The sequence below is a fragment of the Clostridium sp. BJN0013 genome, from assembly GCF_040939125.1.
Lineage (GTDB): Bacteria > Bacillota > Clostridia > Clostridiales > Clostridiaceae > Clostridium_B.
Genome location: NZ_CP162495.1, coordinates 3,649,933 through 3,668,045 on the forward strand (window position 1 = coordinate 3,649,933; position 18,113 = coordinate 3,668,045).

Sequence of the window (18,113 nt, forward strand, 5' to 3'; positions counted from 1 at the left end):
CATCTATTTTTTTATTTTATAATAGTGAATCTTCTGTAAGCATCTTATTTCTGTCTATTCTTGCTTGCACAGCTTCATCTCTAGTACAATAAACTAATTTTATGTAATCTCTAGATGGAGTGCCCTGTCCTATCTTCCACAAATCTGCATTAATTATATTTGCAACACATATATATCCTCCAAGGGTTGGACCATCTGCAATTAAAATAATTGGAGTATTTCCACATATGTTTATATCACCCCGCATATTATATCCATGATCAACAATATTTGAAGGATGACTTCCACCTTTTCCACCATCCTCTCTTGAGAAAAAGTAAGATGGTATCTCTGAAATTCTATATGCAGAACGATTCGAACTATAGGAAATTTTAAATTCATTACTGAATAAATAGTTCATACCTTCTTCTGTTACATAATCCGGGACTGAATTCATTCCTGGAATAGCTCTTAATTCCCATGTTCTTGAATACTCTGGTATTATTTCTGATTTTAGCTTTCGTCCTTCCAGGCTGCTAAGTTCACCCAGTGGTTTTCCAACTTTAATTTTGTCCCCAGGGACTAGCCGTCTACCTTCAAAGCCTCCATAAGAACCAAAAACACAGGTAGATTTGCTTCCTAAATATTCTGGAACGTCAACTCCTCCGGCAACACATATATAACATCTGAATCCAAATTCTCCAAAGTGAGAAAATTTTAATACATCACCTTTATTTACTTTAAAAGATTCCCATAACTTAATTTTTTCATCATTTATAATAGGATTCATATCCGTACCGGTAACAGCTATAACCATATCCTCTTCAAACTGCGCTTGAAAGTACCCTCCTGCAACTTCTATTCCTGCTTCACCTATTTTATTTCCCACAATTAAATTTCCTAGTTGAAGTGCCAAATTATCCATAGCACCTGCCGCTGCCATTCCAAGTCCCATATAGCCTAATCTTCCCGGTCAATCCTCAACAATAGCTTCTATTCCTCCATTTTGTATTTTTATCATTTTTACTCACCTCACTTTATAATATTTAAAGCCTAGGGGCTTTTTTTGTACCTTCTTCTTGTTTCTTTTGAAATTCTTCAGTGCCTTTTACAACATCGTCTCTTTTTAAAAATTCAAGGTAATCCTTAACAATTATTTCACCATCTTCAATTTCGTATTTATAATCGGTTTTATCGTGGACGTGATCATATATGTTCAACAATTCTTTCTCTGTAATTTCATAAAATTTAATTCTGTCTCCCGAAGGCCTATATAAGAATGGACTTTCCTTAAATTGAGGATGCTTCATGCTGAGCTGAAATGTAGGTATAGTTCTTCCAAAGAGTTGATACCCTCCTCCAGTAGGAGTAGTATAGGTAAATACACATGGTCCCCCAATTCCCACTGCTCCTTCCGGTGTCCAAATTCTAGGTGGGTTATACTTTGGAACTACAATGGCACACCTTGGATCCATGGGCCAGAAAAATCCACCTCCAGGCCAGAATCCGCAACCGCTGTTATACCAATAGGTGTTTAGTAATGTTTTCTTAATCTCATCCACTGAAATCCCATTACACATAGCCATGTACTCAAGATTATAGCCATTAATTACATTTGGAGCTTTAGGTCTAACCTCCTTTTCATACTTTTCCACTGCTTTTTTTGTTTCACTATCCTCAAATGCAATAGGCAGGTGTATAATCCTTGAATCAATTACCATATCCTCTATACTTGTTATGGAATCCTCTGCATCTTTTATTTCATCGATTATTTTTTCCGCTGAAATTTCTACAGGATCAAAATGTATCATATTTGTTCTGATACCAGGAAGGGTTTCAATAAGCCCCTTTATATTTTTCTCTTTTATCAATTCATCTACAGCAAGCATTCTAAAAGAATCCAATATATCTGCCCGTTGTTCCCTGCCGTATTCAATTTGGATAAAACCATCACCCGCCTGCCTAAAAAGTACCTCTACTCTATTTTTTGCCTCAGGCAGGGTGGATAAAATTACTTCATATTTACTTTTTGCCATTTGTTTATCCTCCTTTTACATAATTTTTTATAATTCTTTATGTACACATTTTACGTTACGATCCGCAAAATCGGATTAACCCCTTCGTTTTGGACAGAATCTAATAAATTCTTCATTTCTCTTAAATTTAGGCCCTTATTTGAATATTTGTTAGGTTTTCTCCAAAATAAAGGTTATAAAATTCATGTGGAGCCATAAATCTTAAACTTGAATGTAATCTCCTATTATTGTAGAATTCCATAAATTCATTTACTATTTTGTATGCTTTCACATAGCTTTGAAATTCATTAATTTTTAAACACTCATCCTCAAGTATTCTGTGAAATGATTCTACATGTGCGTTTTTATTTGGCGTCTTCACTGGTATTCTCTCATGTTCAATTTTAAGTTCTTCACAGCATTCATCAAATTTATGACTTATAAACTGAGGTCCGTTGTCTGTTCTTATTACTGGCTTTTTAGAGCCTTCCTCAAACAAGTTTCTTTTTATTAAGCACTTTCTAAGTAGTGCTGTAGCATTTTTAGCCTCACAGTGTAAACCCATGTGGTAATCTATAATGCTCCTATCAAAGATATCAATTAAATTTAGTAAGTAGAAGAATTTATCTTCACCTTCTATGTAGCCATATTTTATATCCATTTCCCATAGTTGATTTGAGCCTGTTATAGTTCTGTTAACTGCAATATTTCTCTTTATTTTAGCTTTAATTATTCTCTGGTCTTTAAGTATTCTAAGCTCCTTGCAGAGCCGATAAACCTTCTTATGATTAATCACAAGATTATAATATTTTCTTAAATGATAAGTTATTTTTCTATATCCATAGTTAATAGCATCCCCGTCAATGGCCTCCAGAATAAATTCCTTAATCTGATCATCGCATACTTTTTCACCATCTCCGTTTATGCTGTATCCTTTTGGCTTTCCACCCTTAGGTCTAGCCTTTTCTCTGCCTTCTACGCTTAAATTATAGTAATATGTTGACCTTCCAAGTTTAACTACTTTAAGTACAAATACCGAATTATATCCTTGATCTATATACTTTTTGGCTATTTCTACTTTTTCTTTAATTGAGGGTTTGATTTTTTTATTAAGTCTCTAAGAATTGCTATTTCTAAATCTTTTTCTCCTAACAATTTTTTTAGCTGATCATTCTCTTTTGTTACCTCTGTTAACTCATTTTCAAGTTCTTTTTCTCCCTCAACTAAAGCTTTTCTACCAGGCTTAACTTTAATCTCATCCTTAGAATTCTTTATCCACGTAAATATAGTTGATTTTGAGATCCCATGTCTTCTTGATACCAGTGAAACATTTCCTACTTCTTTCACTTCTCTTAATACCTCTTCTTTTAATTCTTTCGTATAACTTTTTCCTTTCATAGTTTACCTTCAATCACTTTCTACATTATAATAAATATAGATGTAATCGTCCAAACCTATTTAGGGGCTTAAGAGATATAATATTATTAATATTACCACATCATAATTACTACTTTTGTTAATAATTATGTTATTTATTATTGATTTAATAATAAATTTAGATACATAATATCACATTGTCAATTTAGTGTATATGTTCAAATTGAACAATTGTATGCGAATTTATTTATCCTATTATTACAAATGAGCATCCTAATTCATCCATTAATGCATCTTATCCATTAAATATTGCATGTTAAAAGAAATCTATAGTTTTAATTTGGGTAATTCAATAAAATAAAATTATCAAGTGATTCTTAGGTTCAGGTGGAGTTTGCTCATGAGGAATGCTTTTCTCTATCTAGACCTTATTAACAGTATTCTTAGTGTCTTTAGCACTTAGAATACGTTATCCTTTAGGGGAAGAACTTATCCAGACGCGTAGCAGTGCTTATCACCCACTTTGAGGGAGCAGGGGTGTTAGCAATGGTAGCGTTCGGATAAAGAGCAGGAGGTGTTGTTTTTGAAGATAATTGTCTTAAATGGAAGTCCAAAATCACAAAAAAGCGTTACAATGCAATCAATGAAATATCTGGAACAGAATTATGAAAATCATCAATTTGAGTATATCCACACTATAAAAGATATAAAAAAATGTGAGCAATCCAAGGAAGGATTAGAAACTTTATGTAAAAAAATTGGAGAAGCAGATGCTGTCATATGGGCTTTTCCACTATATTATGCCCTGGTACCTTCTCATTATAAAAGGTTTATTGAATTAATATTTGAAAATAATTTAACAGGTTATTTTTCAGCAAAATATACCAGTGTATTCTCTACTTCTATTCATTATGCAGATATTCATGCACATAATTACATGAGGGCAATATGTGAGGATCTGGGCATGAACTATGTAGAATATCTATCCCATGAAATGCAGGATTTAACAAAAGAAAATAGAAGGCAGGAACTTAAGTTATTCTTTGAAAATTTACTTATCTACGTTGATGAAGGTTTAATTACTAATAAGTTATTTAACACCTTAAGTGAAAGCACATTTAAATATAATGCAGGAAAAACAGATAAGTTTATTCATACTACTAAAAAAATAATTATTTTAACAGACGCCCAAGAAAAAGACAGTAATCTTAATGAAATGATTAATAAATATAAAAGCTATTTACAAAATTCAGTAGAAGTATTTAATCTTTATCAAATAGATATAAAAGGTCCTTGTTTAGGCTGCTGCAACTGCGCCCAAGAAAATATATGTGTTTACCATAACAGGGATGGTTACCGAAAATTTTTAGATTATATTATTAAAAATGGAGATATAATTATTTTTGCCGGCACTATAAAAGATAGATTTTTATCCTCACGCTTTAAACTCTATTATGACAGAAGTTTTTGTTACACCCATATTCCTTTCTTAAAAGGTAAACAAATAGGCTATATTATTTCAGGAAAATTAAGTGAGCACCAAAATTTAAGACAAATATTAGAGTTATATACTGGAGAAGACAGAAATTTAATCGGATTTGTCACTGATGAAAGTGAAAACAATGATATTATAGATAAGCAAATATATACTTTTGCTAAAATTAGTGTAAACTATTGTGAAAAAAATTATTTTAAATCCGAAACTTTTTTAGGCGTAGCTTCAAGAAAATTGTTTTCCGATGCCATAGAAGGGCACTTAGGAGCCATATTTACAGCTGATTATAAGTACTATAAGAAAAATGGACTGATAAAAAAAATATCCTTTAAGCAAAAAATGCAGGTGAAAGTTATGAGATACTTTATGGGAAAAGAAAAATTCAGAAAAGAAGTTCAGAGAAATATGGTTGATCATATGATTGCGGGCCATAAAAAAGTTCTTCAAAAAATAGGTACTAAGTAATGGTTAATAGTTTAAAAGCAAGTTTGAATGTAACACTGGGCTTTGTGCCTTTAATATTTCTCTGGAGCATCTCAAATAAACTAGGACTTATTTTAGGTTTAGGCTCTATTGTAATATTATTTATAAAAAATGTAATAAATAAGAATATGGGAATTATGTCTTGTGTGTTACTAGTATACTTTATCACATCTAATATATTATATTTTTATTTTCAAATGGACTTTATTGTTGAGTATAGATACTTAACTTCTTATATAACATTGGGTTTAATGGGATTTATTTCTACTATAATAAAAAAACCCTATACTATGTATAAAGCTAAAAGTGGATACAAAAAAGACTTTGGAGAATCTCCCTTATTTATAGAAGTTAATGTTTTGATAACAAAGATATGGACGACTATCTACTTAATCAATGCTATTATAGAATTAACAACTCATAATACTATTACTGTTATAGTTATAAATATATTAATAGTCTTGGGAATTGCATTGTCTATTATAATCCCGGGATTACTTCCAGAAGCTTAAAATAGAAGAGGGTTTTATATGGAGATGGATTTAATTTGCTCAGAAAACATAAAAAGAATATTAGAGGAAGTTCTTACTAACCGAAAAATAACAATTAGTAAAGATGCCAGAGTGTGCATTATCGAAAAAGGATTTGATTTGGGACCAGGGAAAATAGGCATATATTTTGATATGAGCACCCTAAACCTTTTAATGGACTATTTAGATCAGAGCACCGCCAGTAAGGAAGAAATTAAAAATATAATAACAGGAAAATGTGAAGAAGATGAACTTAAAGTACTCACTTATGATAGCATTTATTATTTTGAATCTGTAGGAAACAATGTATTTTGTAAGACAAAAGATAAAAAATATAAGGTAAAGGAAAAACTCTACGAATTGGAAAAAAAGTTGGAAAATAAGGAATTCATAAGAGTGAGCAAATGTTTTATTGTAAACATAGTGAAAGTAGATCGTATTATTTCATGGTTTAATAGTAAGCTTATATTAAGAATCATGGATATAGATGAGGAGATTTATGTTACACGAAAATATTTAAATGATTTCAAAAAATTTCTTGGATTCTGAGGTGAGCTAAACATGAAAGGAAATTTAAAAGATTTTTTATTTAATTTATCAATATCCATGTTTATAGGATTATTTGTAGGTATGGTTCAAGTAACCGCTGTAAACATAAACAGTGAAACTATAACTATATTAATTATATCTTCCATAATTGGGGGAGCTATTGGAACAATTTCTATGTTTGTTTTCATATATATATTTGCCATAAAACAAAAAGATGTAAAACTGGCATTTATATCAGTATTTATAATAATAGGAGCTATTTCCTATATGCCATCTTTTTACTATTATTTAGCTTATAATAATACTATATCCATGATACAATTAATATCAATTTTAATATCAGCAGAACTTCTTGGAATGAGTTTTTGTTACTATTCCTATAGAAAATGTTTGGATTTAAATTCAAAACTAAAAAATAAAAAACAGCAATTGAAAAGAAAATCCTAATTACATTAAAATTTTTTACTATATAAATATGTTACATATAAGGGGTATTTTTATTGTAATACCCCCTACTTTTTACACTATTTTTTATTTTCAATTCACTTTATTTATACTCTCCATTTCTCATTTTTTTTAATCTTCTTTTATATAGGTAAATGGATCCTTATCATACCATTCTCTTCTATAAGGAAGTGATCTATTTTTTGAAATATTTTTATTGAATTGATTGTTTTTGATTTTTCTATTGAGTCTACAGGCAATTTCAAATACACCTGCATATCCCATATAAATATTGGTGGGTCCAAACAGAGGCAATATAGGTAAGCCTTGTTTAGCAGTAATATTATTAACTCCACTATGAATTACAATTACATCTGGTTTTAGCTTATTCACAATATTTACCTGTTCAAAAGGTTGTTGAGTTGCTACATTAAATACAACATCATCTATATTTTCCAGGGCCTCAAAGATTGGCTCTATGAATTTATCTATATGATGTCCTTTAAATCCTACAATCTCCATTCCCAAATCCTGTAATACTTCTGCAGTAGCAACTATTCTGATAGCCCCTCCCCCCAAATACACTCTTTTACCTTTAAGATTCTTTCTATATGGTTCAAGACTTTCATTAAGTAATTCATCTTCTTTTTTCAGAAAACCTTCTGCTTCTTTTTCTAGATTAAAGTACTCTGCAATTTTTAAAACCCAACGTGCCGTATTCTTTCTTCCAATTGGAATTGTATCGATTATAAAAGGAATTCCATATTCTTGTTCTACATATTTAATATAATAATCATCATGTGTTCCACAGATGCTTACATTTAGAGAACTTTCCAAAGAATATGCAAAATCTTTTGGCGCAGAGTAACAAGGCAGAAAAGTTACAGTTAACCCTATGGCATTTAACAACCTTTCTAGTTCAAGTTCATCAGCTCTACTCATAGAGCCAACATTAAAAATATTAACATGTCTGGTAAGTAAATATTTTCTTTTTATTTCTTCAAAATCATCTTGAACTGAATTTTCTTCCCTGACTATGTCTTTTAAAAGTTTTTTCATTATACCATTATAAGCTGCATCATATGCCGTAGCCATTACTTTTGTTTTAAATCCTTCACAAGTAACAGGTATTAAAGCAGCGGCAACTTCTGATTGCAGATCAGAGATTATTCCATCTATATCATCTCCAATTAATGCCGGAACACATCCACTCACTGCAATAATCACTTCTGGTCTGAATTCCTTATCAGCATATATAATTGTATCTCTCAGCTTTTTTTCTCCTCCACTTATTACATCTGATTCATCCAGATTAGTACTCAGCCATATTGTTCCTTCAGCTTTAGGATCTCTTAAACGCTTAAAACTAGAACCTTGTCCTACAGAACTATTAGTAGAGGCTCCACATCCTAGTGGAGAATGCATTACAACAACAGCATTTCTTAATGTATTTAAAATCCCAAGACTTAACCCATGTTGGCATCCATAAGTTTGAGAAAAGCTGCGATTTGCATTATTTAAACATGCTTTATTCAAGCAATCTTTTAAATTGGCACATGTTCCTCCAAAAGCAATACCAGCTTTCAATCTTTCTTCACGTGCTGGTGCAGTTGTACTTAATTCCATTTTCATATATTACCCTCCTTATCTACCTGTAATCAATGAGCTCAGTATGTCTTCAGTAAGAGTTAATCCTCCATTAAATCCAACATAGGATCTATTAAGAACAATTCTGTTTGTAATGGGAAATGAAACTGTAACTAAAGGTACATTTATACTGGCTGCCAATTCCTTTTCAAATATACTTCCTATAACCACAAGAGGTACCATAGCCTCGTAATACCTTTGATTTTTGTTAGGCTCCCATACTTCTCGTAAATATCTTTTAATAGAACTTGTATCAGTATCAAATTTAACTGTTGTCTTCAATCCCGATTCAAATCCTTTAAATTGTTCTTCTACTTTATCTTTTTCATTTAATATATCAGTAATCACAGCAAGCTCTGGCAGCCATCCCAATTCATCCGATACAAAACGTGATAAAGAAGGTGCATAATTGGAATCTCCAACTACAAGAGCATATCTTTGCAAATCTGCATCAGTATAAATATCTAAAAATCTTTCAAAATAATCGTAATAAATATTTCTTTCCTTCTCCAGTGCTTTGTCTATTGTGCTTTCTGGTATATCAAAATACCTTCCTACTTTTCTTATGAATTTTTCTGTTTGAATATATCCAATAGGAACTTGAGCTGTTATATATGGTATATTATGAGCTTCTTTATACTCTTCTGCTGTTTCCTTTCCAAATACTTTTGAAAGTACAATATTTAAGCTTGCATTAGCTGAATTTTTAATATCTTCAATATCTTCACCTTCCCCAAATAATGTATTAGCTTTTATACCTATAAGACCAAGAATACGTTTCATTTCTTTCAAATTACCTTTCCAAAATATATCTTGTCCAGGCACAATACCCAATATATTTACTTGTTTTTCAGTTTTTTTCTCCTTTGGTTCAACATATTGTTTCACCAAGCCCTGTAAAAGAAAATCATAACCATAATAGGAATTTCCTTTAAAGCTAGGTGTTGGAACTGCTATAACTGGTTTTTCAGTACCAGTAAAATCTTTAACAACTGCTTCTATATCATCACCAATCATTTCTACCATACATCCTGTTACAACAACATATATATCTCCATCCATTATCTCTAATGTACTTTTTATTTGTTCCTTCAATCTTTTTTCTCCACCAAAAACAATATCCCTTTCCGTCACATTTGTGCTAGGCAGGGATGTTGCTCCACAATAACCTCCTCCTAGATAAGCTGAACCAGAATTAGTTGCATTGTGTAAATTATAGCCACAACCTGAAGCTGCATGTATAATGGGTATTGCTCTAGAAATAGCTCTTAATGTAGACAGTGCACCTCCTAGTGCACATGAGTATCGTGGTCTGTCAACAAACTTGCTCATCTTTCCTCCAATCTGCCATCCGGCTGACTAATATTTTATAATTTAAAATTGTATTTTATCTATTCTATCAAAGAGATCTGTAGACAGATATCTCTCTCCTGTATCAGGCAATAGAACTACCACATTTTTTCCTTTAAATTCTAGACGTTTTGCAATTTGTGTGGCAGCAAAAGCTGCTGCACCTGACGAAAAACCTACTAATAACCCTTCTGTCCTAGCCAAATCTTGTGCAGTTTCAATTGCTTCTTCATTTCTAACCTTGTATATTTCATCAATATTTTCAAATTTAACTAATTCTGGCACAAAATTTGCCCCTATCCCTTGCAGTTTGTGGGGACCAGGTACTCCTCCAGATAAAACTGGCGAATCATATGGCTCTACTGCAATTATCTTTATATTAGGATTTTTTTCTTTTAATCCTTCACTAACCCCTGTAATTGTCCCTCCTGTCCCAATTCCAGCAACAAAAGCTGCAATCTCTCCCTCTAAATCATTCCAAATTTCAACTGCTGTTGTTTCTTTGTGTATTTTAGGATTCACTTCATTAAAAAATTGCTGAGGTTGAAATGAATTTTCAATTTGAAAAGAAAGTTCTTCTGCCCTTCTTATTGCGCCCTTCATTCCATCTTTTGCGGGTGTTAGTATTAGTTCAACATTTAATGCTTTCAATAGCTTTTTACGTTCATCACTCATACTTTCAGGCATGGTTATGATAATATGATATCCTTTTGCAGCAGCTACAAACGCTAGGCCAATTCCTGTATTACCACTTGTAGGTTCAATAATTACAGTATCTTTATTTATTAATCCCTTTTCTTCAGCATCTTCTATCATAGCTAGAGCAATACGATCTTTAACTGAACTTAGAGGATTAAAATATTCTAGTTTTGCAATTAAATTACCCCTTATTTTTTTTTCTCTGTTATAATCAGTCAACTGTAACAATGGTGTATTTCCCACCAATTCAGTTAACTTTGTAGAAACTCTGTCCATGTAATCACTCCCTATTTAATACCTTCTTTCTTAAAAAGAATTCATTTTCTGCCTTTTTACACCTTTTAATGATTTATGTTCATCACTTCTCTTGTAATATCTTATTATTGTTTTTAAGGTCTCATCAAGTTTCATATTAATACCAAATACAGAAATGTTATTTTTCCCTAATTGCTTTTCTGAACCAGGTCCGCATCTACTACATAATAAACATCTGCAATCAGAAATAGTTTCTATTTTTCTTTGAATCTTGGGATTAATGTTACCACAAGAATGTTTAGATAAATATGAACTACAATTTCCATTACTCTTTTGATTCTTCTCAACTAATCTTTCTCCTAAATTCTCATAGGTTTCATCATCATTTACTTTTATTATAAAAAAAGAATTTGAAGCTCCGAAATGTTTATCAATGTTGACTCCATCTGTTGAAGCAACTGCAATATTATATCCCATTAATACCATCTCCTTATCTAAAATACTTATCATATCTAAATTTTTAAAGTATCTCGTCTGAAACTTAACATATCTTCTTTCCTGCTCTAATGTATTTAACACTCTTAAATTAAATATGTTAAAGATTAACTATATAATACATATAGAAACTCTAAAAATAGAAAAGGCTATATTTTTCAGTAAGAAAAACATAGCCTCCAGTTTCCTAGTCAACCATTTTTTAATATTTTATCCGATCGCTACCATTGCTAACACGCCCATCTTCTATCAAAGTAGGGGATAAGCACTGCTACGCGCCTGGATAAGTTCTTCTAAGGTTCAGATGGAGAGAGTCATCCTTATAAGCAAACTCCATCTGAACCTTAGAATCACTTGATTATATTTAGAGTTCTCAAAATAAAAAAGGCCTTATTCTTCAATAAGAAAAATAGCCTCTATTAACAAAAATAATTCAATAAAATTTCTACTTTTCTTATCTCTCAGAGTATTAAATATACTCTGTAGGAATTAACACCGATACATAAAATGTCGGTTGTCGGGTTTCACAGGACCTATCCCTCCACCACTCTTGATAAGAGTAACTGTATTAACTTAAATTAATTTTTTAAATATTTATAACAATCATTATGTAATTAATATTATATTAATTATGCTTTACTATGTCAATACTAAATTTGTAAAAACTCACAGTATTTGTTCAAATAAAAGCCCCGATTTAAATCAGGGCCTTTTATCTAAAAGTTTATCACAAGTATAAAACATACTTTATATTCTCATTAAGTTTAAATTGCTTTCTATATATTATATACGACGTCTTCATAAATAGTTACAGATTTTATTATTTTAAAAAAAACAAGTTTTTATAATTCTTTATAAGCCCTTCTGGTTTTTTTTCTCCAAAAAACTTATACCTTAAATAATCATCAACATATATGTTAAATGGAACTAATAAAAACCATATTATAGCATAGAAAATACATATCTGTCCCAAAATATTTCCCCAAATATTAGAATAATCCCATATTTCAAGCTGAAGCCATATATTTAAAATAATCCCTGCTGCAAATTCCAACACTAAAATTATAAGGGTGCCTATCAAACACTGTTTCCACATCTTACGATTAGAAAAAGCATTGCTTTCATTTAATTTTCCAATAAAGAAAGCCGCTATACCTCCCACTATCAGCATAGATATATGTGTCCATCCACGCCATAAGCCTTCTAAAATCATATAAATGCTACCCATTATAAATATTAAGATTAAATCCTTTTTTAAATTTTTATACTTATATGTCATAATATATCCTCCAAATTATTTTGACCTAAAATTTATTCTTTAAATCATATTTATAATTTATCAATATTATCAAGTATGTGATAAATACTCCTTTATTATGAATAATTTATACACCAAAACAATTTTTTATGTTGTGAATGCATTTATCCGAACACGGAAATCAGCTAATACTTCCATCTTTTTGAAAAAGATTTATCTTGATTTCCATAAACAATTGTTTTAAAATTTAATAAATCATGATAATTACCATAGAGGTGTTACAATCAATGTTTTCAGACAATGTACAAAAATTATTTTATATATTGGATAATTTAAAAATTGAATATAAACTATATAATCATGTAGAAATGAATACTGTTGATGACATCAACAAATTAGATATACGATTCCATGGACAGTATTGTAAAAATCTTTTTTTAAAAAACAGCAAAGGTGATATCCACTATCTTGTAATTTTGATGGATTGCAAACGGGCGGATTTAAAAAAATTGGCACAGACTATACATAGTACAAGGCTGTCATTTGATACAGAAGAGAACCTGTACAAGTATCTTAAACTGAAACCAGGCTCTGTTACTCCTTTTGGATTAATAAATGACTTTCAAAGAGAGATTGTGGTATTAATAGATAGTGATTTAATCGATATGAATGCAATTAATTTTCATCCTAATATAAACACATCGACAATTACTGTATCCTATATGGGATTAAAAAAATTTTTAGATTGGCATGGAAATAAAGTATATAATGTTTGTATATGATTAAACAATTAAAAGAAATTGCATTTTTGAAGAAATCTTTATGTACATCACAGTAAATATTAATTGATCATAAGGATATATAATCTACAAATTCATCATTTCTCAATAAATCTCTCAATGATGATATTTTATTATTCTATCAATGACAGGCTTATACATTAATAAAACTATTTAATACATCTTAATTTTCTATTACTGATTATATAATGTATCAGTAGTAACTATAGCATATTCATTATCACTTTGATTAAGTATTTTTATAAAATTGGCAAATATACCCGAACCAATAATCTTTCCATTAGTCTCATAATCTAATACAGGTGATGATTTCAAATCTGTATATATTTTAATATAGGTGGTATTGATTTCAACATATAATCCTGAAGATTTCACTAATTCCTTTGAACTTGATCCAATATCACAACATAATAATTGATTTAAATTTTCAATATTATCCAGAGACGAGCTATTTCTATCGTATGAAAATAACTTTATTGTATTATCTTTAATACCTAAAAGTAATCCTGAATTTATTCTATCTACAATAGGGATAAATACATCTGTTGAATCAGATATATTAGTGTCTAATTTAAGCTTAAATAATACTTTATGTTCAAAATAATTTTGTAATTTATATGGAGCTAAAAACTGTTTTGTAACAGTACTATTATTTTGAGATATAGATATTTTAGAAGTATAATTTTTAAAATCTTGTGAGATGTAAAAACCAACTGCTGCTATTCTATTAAATTGTCCAGAGTATAATTTTATTTCATTCAGACCAAATTTTAATTTATCAACTAAAAATAATTTATACATATTTGCCAGAGAGAAATAGCTATCTATAAAAGTATCATTTAAAATATAATTTTTATCATTGAATGTAACATATGGCTTTTGAATATCTGATGAAGGTAAACTGTACCCTGGATTTTCAGGTATCTGAATCTGTATACTATATAAATTCAAATTATTCGACAAGTTTAAAATTATAAAATCTTGAAGTAAAACATCAGACATATCTTCTTTATCACAATAAATGAAATTATTAAATAAATAATTTGTATACCAAAGATTAATCTGATTGTCCTCCAATGACACCTTATCACTTGATATGTTACTTTTTATGTACTGTGAAGTAAAATCTAATTTCATTTGTTTCTTGCCATCTAATATAATTACTCTTGGATTAAAGTATGCAAACAATACTTCAGATTCAAATTTATGGCCCTTATCAACAAAATGGAGATGATCGGTACTAATTATATCTTTCAAAGTATCGCTTTCATTATTTGCCAGAAGTTTTGAAGTATAATAATTCATATCTATTAATTCAATATTATACTTTTTAGATAACTCTTTTTTTACTGTATTTGCTATAGAGTTTATATTTTCACTTGTACGATATGGATAATTTAAGTTATCAATACTTCCAGGTTCCACTGTAGCCTGAGTAGTAATTAAAAATGGTTGTATATTATTTTTAAGACACCATATTATAATATTTTCTATGTTTTTCTTGAACTGCTCCTTATAATCTTTAGTTGAAGTTTTATTAAGCCTATCATTGATGCCAAAACCTATACCAATCATTTTCACATCTGAATAAGTTCCTGAAAAAATATCACTGATATTTGAATATCCCCAGTCAGCAGTTTGTCCAGAAAATCCAGCATTATATATTCTGGCCACAGTAGAACCTGTATATTTTCTAATTAAATCTTGTAAATATGTCGTAAAGGCATTAGGTGGCTGATGATCTTGTCCTATTTCATTTTTAATCCATCCTGATGTTTGATTGCCATCAAATGTACTATCTCCAAAAAATGCAACAGGAAATTTCTCATTATTTTCCCAAGATACCCAAGCATCGTGAAGTGTTATTCTGTTGAAATTATTAATATTTTCCACTTGTGATTCATCTCTTCCTATTGAATTAGTATTATCTGCAGCTAACACTATTTTAGCTGATACTATAATAATAACGAGCATAGTCAAAAGGAATATCTTATTTAATATCTTCATCATAAGTAAAATCCCACCTAATCAAGTGATTCTTAGGTTCAGGTGGAGTTTGCTATAGAGAAATGCTTATCTCCATCTAAACCTTAGAAGAACTTATCCAGAGGCATAGCAGTACTTATTCTCCCACTTTAAAGAAGATGGGAGTATTAGCTAATTCTAAGCGTTCGGATAAATTAAATAAATCTAATATCATATTACCTAACTCTTCTCTAAATAATTATACTTAACAATTATAGTAATAATGTTAAATAAAAATGTGAATTTTATATTATTTACAATATTAATAGGAATCTTGTATCAACATTTTATCCACATCAAATAGATAAAGAGATAGTTCTACACTACCCCTAAATCATTTGAAGTAGTCTTGTCCTTTAAATATCCCGGTAATTCTATATAATCCGTAACATTGCCATTTAACCTCTTATCATATTTCCAGGTAACGTAGGCCATTTCATAAGCCCTTTCCTGTGCTTCTCGCCGTGAAATAGAAGAAGCAGCCTTAGCACTGAATGTAATAGGTGCTGTAAGCATAGTACATGTGATTAAAAATGTTAATAATTTCTTTATCTTCACCAAAAGCCTCCAATTATTAAAAAATATCTAATTATATACAAAAATTGTACTTTAAGAAATGGCACAACTCAATACAAAAATAATGACAGGATCGCCATTAAAAACATAAACTAAATATTTAGAGATTACTCCATAATCCTATAGGGACTATCTTTAGTTCCCTCACCATTAATTGGAGTTACTTCACTTTTTAAATATAGGACAGGTGCCACTCCACCCGTACCATCATTTGCATTATCACCATATATACCATCTTCTCCTACGGCCCGTACAATATCAGAATAATCTGCAGAAGGAGTGCGTAACCAGTACCAGGAAATACTGTTATCTTCTATGGAACTTTTTTTATATTGCCATGTTCTATCATAAACAAAATTTTTCACTTCTTTTGTTGAAAGTAAAAAAACTTTATCTGTAACGTTCTTATAATAGCTGGAATCATAATTTTTTATACAATCTGTAATTTTTGTATTGTATTTATATAATTCTCTACCTCCCTCCATTATCTCCTTATCTATGTGGGCCAGTATGCACCTATGGGTTACTTCCCTTATACTATTCCTCTCTTCATATGTAAAATTATACAGAAATCCTGGTTGCTTATCATAAGAATTATAAGATACATGATCCCTATCTGGTAATTGACTGCTGTATTTCACTTCTCTATCATGGGAATTAAGCCACTGCCTTAAATTGGATTTCTCCCAATAATTACTTCCAAAACCTATCCTGTCATCATCCCCTCTGCCATCCGTTTTATCCCCACTGGCATCAAAAGCTTTAAAACAGATTATTTTTTCTGAAAAAATCATATATCCATTTACATCTTTATTTATTACTCTCCATAATATAGGACTGCCATTATATTTTCCAAATTCAATATAATCTCCTATATTTATTGATAAATGTACATTCTTAACCTGAGTAGGAGTAAAAAAAATTCCTGCATACCAAACAGCTGTTCCAATAATAAAACAGATAAAAACATACTTTATTTTTATAGTTATTTTTGACTTAACCCTCTTATTTTTTTGTAATTTCAATACACCATTATTTTTTGCAGTTTGTTGGTACTTAAAATCTATGGATTTTAACCAGGTGTCTATAGCCCATAGAGCATCTTCCTTTGTGAAATCAAAATTATTATGGAGCTCATTTACTAATTGGTTATAATCATATTCATCTATTTCCTTTTTAGTGCCATTCAAAATTTTAGACATAATATATGTATCTAAAACTTTAATCAAAATTCTAACTTCTCTTTCATATTGGCTGCATAAATCCATCAATAGTCCCTTTAGTCTTATTTTGTCATTACAAAGCTCCTTACCATATTCCTCAATTAAATTTTTCAATACTATTTCCACATCTTTTTTCATTTAAGGTTCACCTCTTACCTGTGAAGCGACTAAAAATTATTTTGAAAGAATACTGTCTATTTGTCTAATCGATTCTTCGTCTTTTAATCTAAACTTGAATATTACTCTTCTTGATTTTTCCTGATTCACGCTTCCATCAGAATTTTTAATAAGCTGACTTTTAGATTTTCCATTTGCAGTAATAATATTTTTTAAGATCTCCTTGCTGTAGCTGTCTAAATTTTTAAAATTATTATTTAATATATAGTTTACTATACTATTTGCTCTTTTCTGTGATAGGTCCATATTGTAATCATAGTCTCCTACATCATCAGTATGTCCTTCAATGACTATTTCTGAAACTGAACTTATATACTTAGGGGAAGTAAGCACATTAACATACTGAGGTATAAATTTGTCAAGACTGGATTTAAACTCCGGTCTTATATCTGATTTATTGAATTCAAAAAGCACATCACTGCTAAACACAATATCTCCTGTATTCTTATCTATATTAATATCCAATCCCGCACTTTGAAAAGATTTTCTTATATCCTCAATGATACTTTGCCTTACTCCTATTATTTTTTCCACTTGCAGCCTGAGATTTTTCAATTGTTCCTGTTTCAAATTTAATTGGGCATGTTTTACAGCATTAGTATAGATAAAAAATAATAATATAAATAACAATATGGTACTTAAAAGATCCGTAAATATGCGCCATATATTGCCATCATCCTTTGATGTTCTTATTATTCTACTATACCTGCCAAACATTCTATCAAATCCTCTCATA

At 30.1% G+C, this 18,113-nt stretch carries 17 protein-coding genes and 1 riboswitch; of the genes, 5 read left to right on the forward strand and 12 right to left on the reverse strand.

What is annotated here, in order from left to right; genetic code table 11:
- Nucleotides 1–16 precede the first annotated feature (16 nt).
- The 3 genes from AB3K27_RS18860 to AB3K27_RS18870 all read right to left on the reverse strand — a co-directional run bounded on the left by AB3K27_RS18860 (nt 17) and on the right by AB3K27_RS18870 (nt 3,392).
- Entirely contained in the window at nt 17–934 is a 918-nt protein-coding gene (locus AB3K27_RS18860) for a biotin-dependent carboxyltransferase family protein (RefSeq protein ID WP_368488881.1), read from the reverse strand.
- A 91-nt stretch (nt 935–1,025) separates the two neighbouring features.
- A complete protein-coding gene (locus tag AB3K27_RS18865) occupies nt 1,026–2,015 on the reverse strand; it encodes an allophanate hydrolase subunit 1 (RefSeq protein WP_368488882.1) in 990 nt (329 codons plus the stop codon).
- 127 nt (nt 2,016–2,142) lie between these two features.
- Nucleotides 2,143–3,392, reverse strand: a protein-coding gene (locus AB3K27_RS18870) for an IS3 family transposase (RefSeq protein WP_368488883.1) whose coding sequence is annotated in 2 segments (ribosomal slippage) — nt 2,143–3,104 and nt 3,104–3,392 — 1,251 coding nt in all. Because the reading frame shifts where the segments join, the coding sequence is not laid out codon by codon here.
- 553 nt (nt 3,393–3,945) lie between these two features.
- Here AB3K27_RS18870 and AB3K27_RS18875 point away from each other — a divergent pair.
- Genes AB3K27_RS18875 through AB3K27_RS18890 form a run of 4 tightly spaced genes read left to right on the forward strand, consistent with a single transcriptional unit; the run spans nt 3,946 to nt 6,875 of the window.
- Entirely contained in the window at nt 3,946–5,331 is a 1,386-nt protein-coding gene (locus AB3K27_RS18875; protein WP_368488884.1) for a flavodoxin family protein, read from the forward strand.
- Complete coding sequence (locus AB3K27_RS18880; RefSeq protein WP_368488885.1) at nt 5,331–5,861, forward strand: hypothetical protein; 531 nt, start codon at nt 5,331–5,333, stop codon at nt 5,859–5,861. The genes AB3K27_RS18875 and AB3K27_RS18880 overlap by 1 nt, the downstream gene beginning before the upstream one ends.
- 18 nt (nt 5,862–5,879) lie before the next feature.
- On the forward strand, nt 5,880–6,428 hold the full coding sequence (locus tag AB3K27_RS18885) for a LytTR family DNA-binding domain-containing protein (RefSeq protein ID WP_368488886.1): 549 nt from the start codon (nt 5,880–5,882) through the stop codon (nt 6,426–6,428).
- Between the two features lie 12 nt (nt 6,429–6,440).
- Nucleotides 6,441–6,875 carry a hypothetical protein gene (locus tag AB3K27_RS18890; RefSeq protein ID WP_368488887.1) on the forward strand — a complete coding sequence of 145 codons (435 nt, stop codon included), beginning with the start codon at nt 6,441–6,443 and terminating at the stop codon, nt 6,873–6,875.
- Nucleotides 6,876–7,004: 129 nt separating this feature from the next.
- Here the strand turns inward: AB3K27_RS18890 and AB3K27_RS18895 are convergent, their stop codons facing one another.
- The 5 genes from AB3K27_RS18895 to AB3K27_RS18915 all read right to left on the reverse strand — a co-directional run bounded on the left by AB3K27_RS18895 (nt 7,005) and on the right by AB3K27_RS18915 (nt 12,597).
- Complete coding sequence (locus tag AB3K27_RS18895) at nt 7,005–8,504, reverse strand: nitrogenase component 1 (protein ID WP_368488888.1); 1,500 nt, start codon at nt 8,502–8,504, stop codon at nt 7,005–7,007.
- 12 nt (nt 8,505–8,516) lie between these two features.
- The gene (locus AB3K27_RS18900) at nt 8,517–9,851 is read right to left on the reverse strand and encodes a nitrogenase component 1 (protein ID WP_368488889.1); all 1,335 of its coding nucleotides are present in this window, start codon (nt 9,849–9,851) and stop codon (nt 8,517–8,519) included.
- A 42-nt stretch (nt 9,852–9,893) separates the two neighbouring features.
- A complete protein-coding gene (gene cysK, locus AB3K27_RS18905; protein WP_368488890.1) occupies nt 9,894–10,844 on the reverse strand; it encodes a cysteine synthase A in 951 nt (316 codons plus the stop codon).
- A gap of 30 nt (nt 10,845–10,874) precedes the next feature.
- Nucleotides 10,875–11,300 (reverse strand): NifB/NifX family molybdenum-iron cluster-binding protein, encoded by a 426-nt coding sequence (locus tag AB3K27_RS18910; RefSeq protein ID WP_368488891.1) that lies wholly within the window; start codon nt 11,298–11,300, stop codon nt 10,875–10,877.
- A gap of 469 nt (nt 11,301–11,769) precedes the next feature.
- Nucleotides 11,770–11,878: riboswitch (SAM riboswitch) on the reverse strand.
- A gap of 260 nt (nt 11,879–12,138) precedes the next feature.
- Entirely contained in the window at nt 12,139–12,597 is a 459-nt protein-coding gene (locus AB3K27_RS18915; protein ID WP_368488892.1) for a hypothetical protein, read from the reverse strand.
- A gap of 266 nt (nt 12,598–12,863) precedes the next feature.
- On the opposite strand from AB3K27_RS18915, the gene AB3K27_RS18920 reads away from it, so the two are divergent.
- Nucleotides 12,864–13,358: a prolyl-tRNA synthetase associated domain-containing protein gene (locus tag AB3K27_RS18920; protein ID WP_368488893.1), complete on the forward strand. Its 495-nt coding sequence runs from the start codon at nt 12,864–12,866 to the stop codon at nt 13,356–13,358.
- A 192-nt stretch (nt 13,359–13,550) separates the two neighbouring features.
- Here AB3K27_RS18920 and AB3K27_RS18925 read toward each other — a convergent pair whose 3' ends face one another.
- The 4 genes from AB3K27_RS18925 to AB3K27_RS18940 form a co-directional block, all read right to left on the reverse strand.
- Nucleotides 13,551–15,386 (reverse strand): SGNH/GDSL hydrolase family protein, encoded by a 1,836-nt coding sequence (locus tag AB3K27_RS18925; RefSeq protein ID WP_368488894.1) that lies wholly within the window; start codon nt 15,384–15,386, stop codon nt 13,551–13,553.
- A 333-nt stretch (nt 15,387–15,719) separates the two neighbouring features.
- Complete coding sequence (locus AB3K27_RS18930) at nt 15,720–15,959, reverse strand: hypothetical protein (protein ID WP_368488895.1); 240 nt, start codon at nt 15,957–15,959, stop codon at nt 15,720–15,722.
- Between the two features lie 125 nt (nt 15,960–16,084).
- A complete protein-coding gene (locus AB3K27_RS18935) occupies nt 16,085–17,338 on the reverse strand; it encodes a DUF6273 domain-containing protein (RefSeq protein WP_368488896.1) in 1,254 nt (417 codons plus the stop codon).
- Nucleotides 17,339–17,374: 36 nt separating this feature from the next.
- On the reverse strand, nt 17,375–18,112 hold the full coding sequence (locus AB3K27_RS18940) for an OmpA family protein (RefSeq protein WP_368491281.1): 738 nt from the start codon (nt 18,110–18,112) through the stop codon (nt 17,375–17,377).
- Between the last annotated feature and the right edge of the window lies 1 nt (nt 18,113).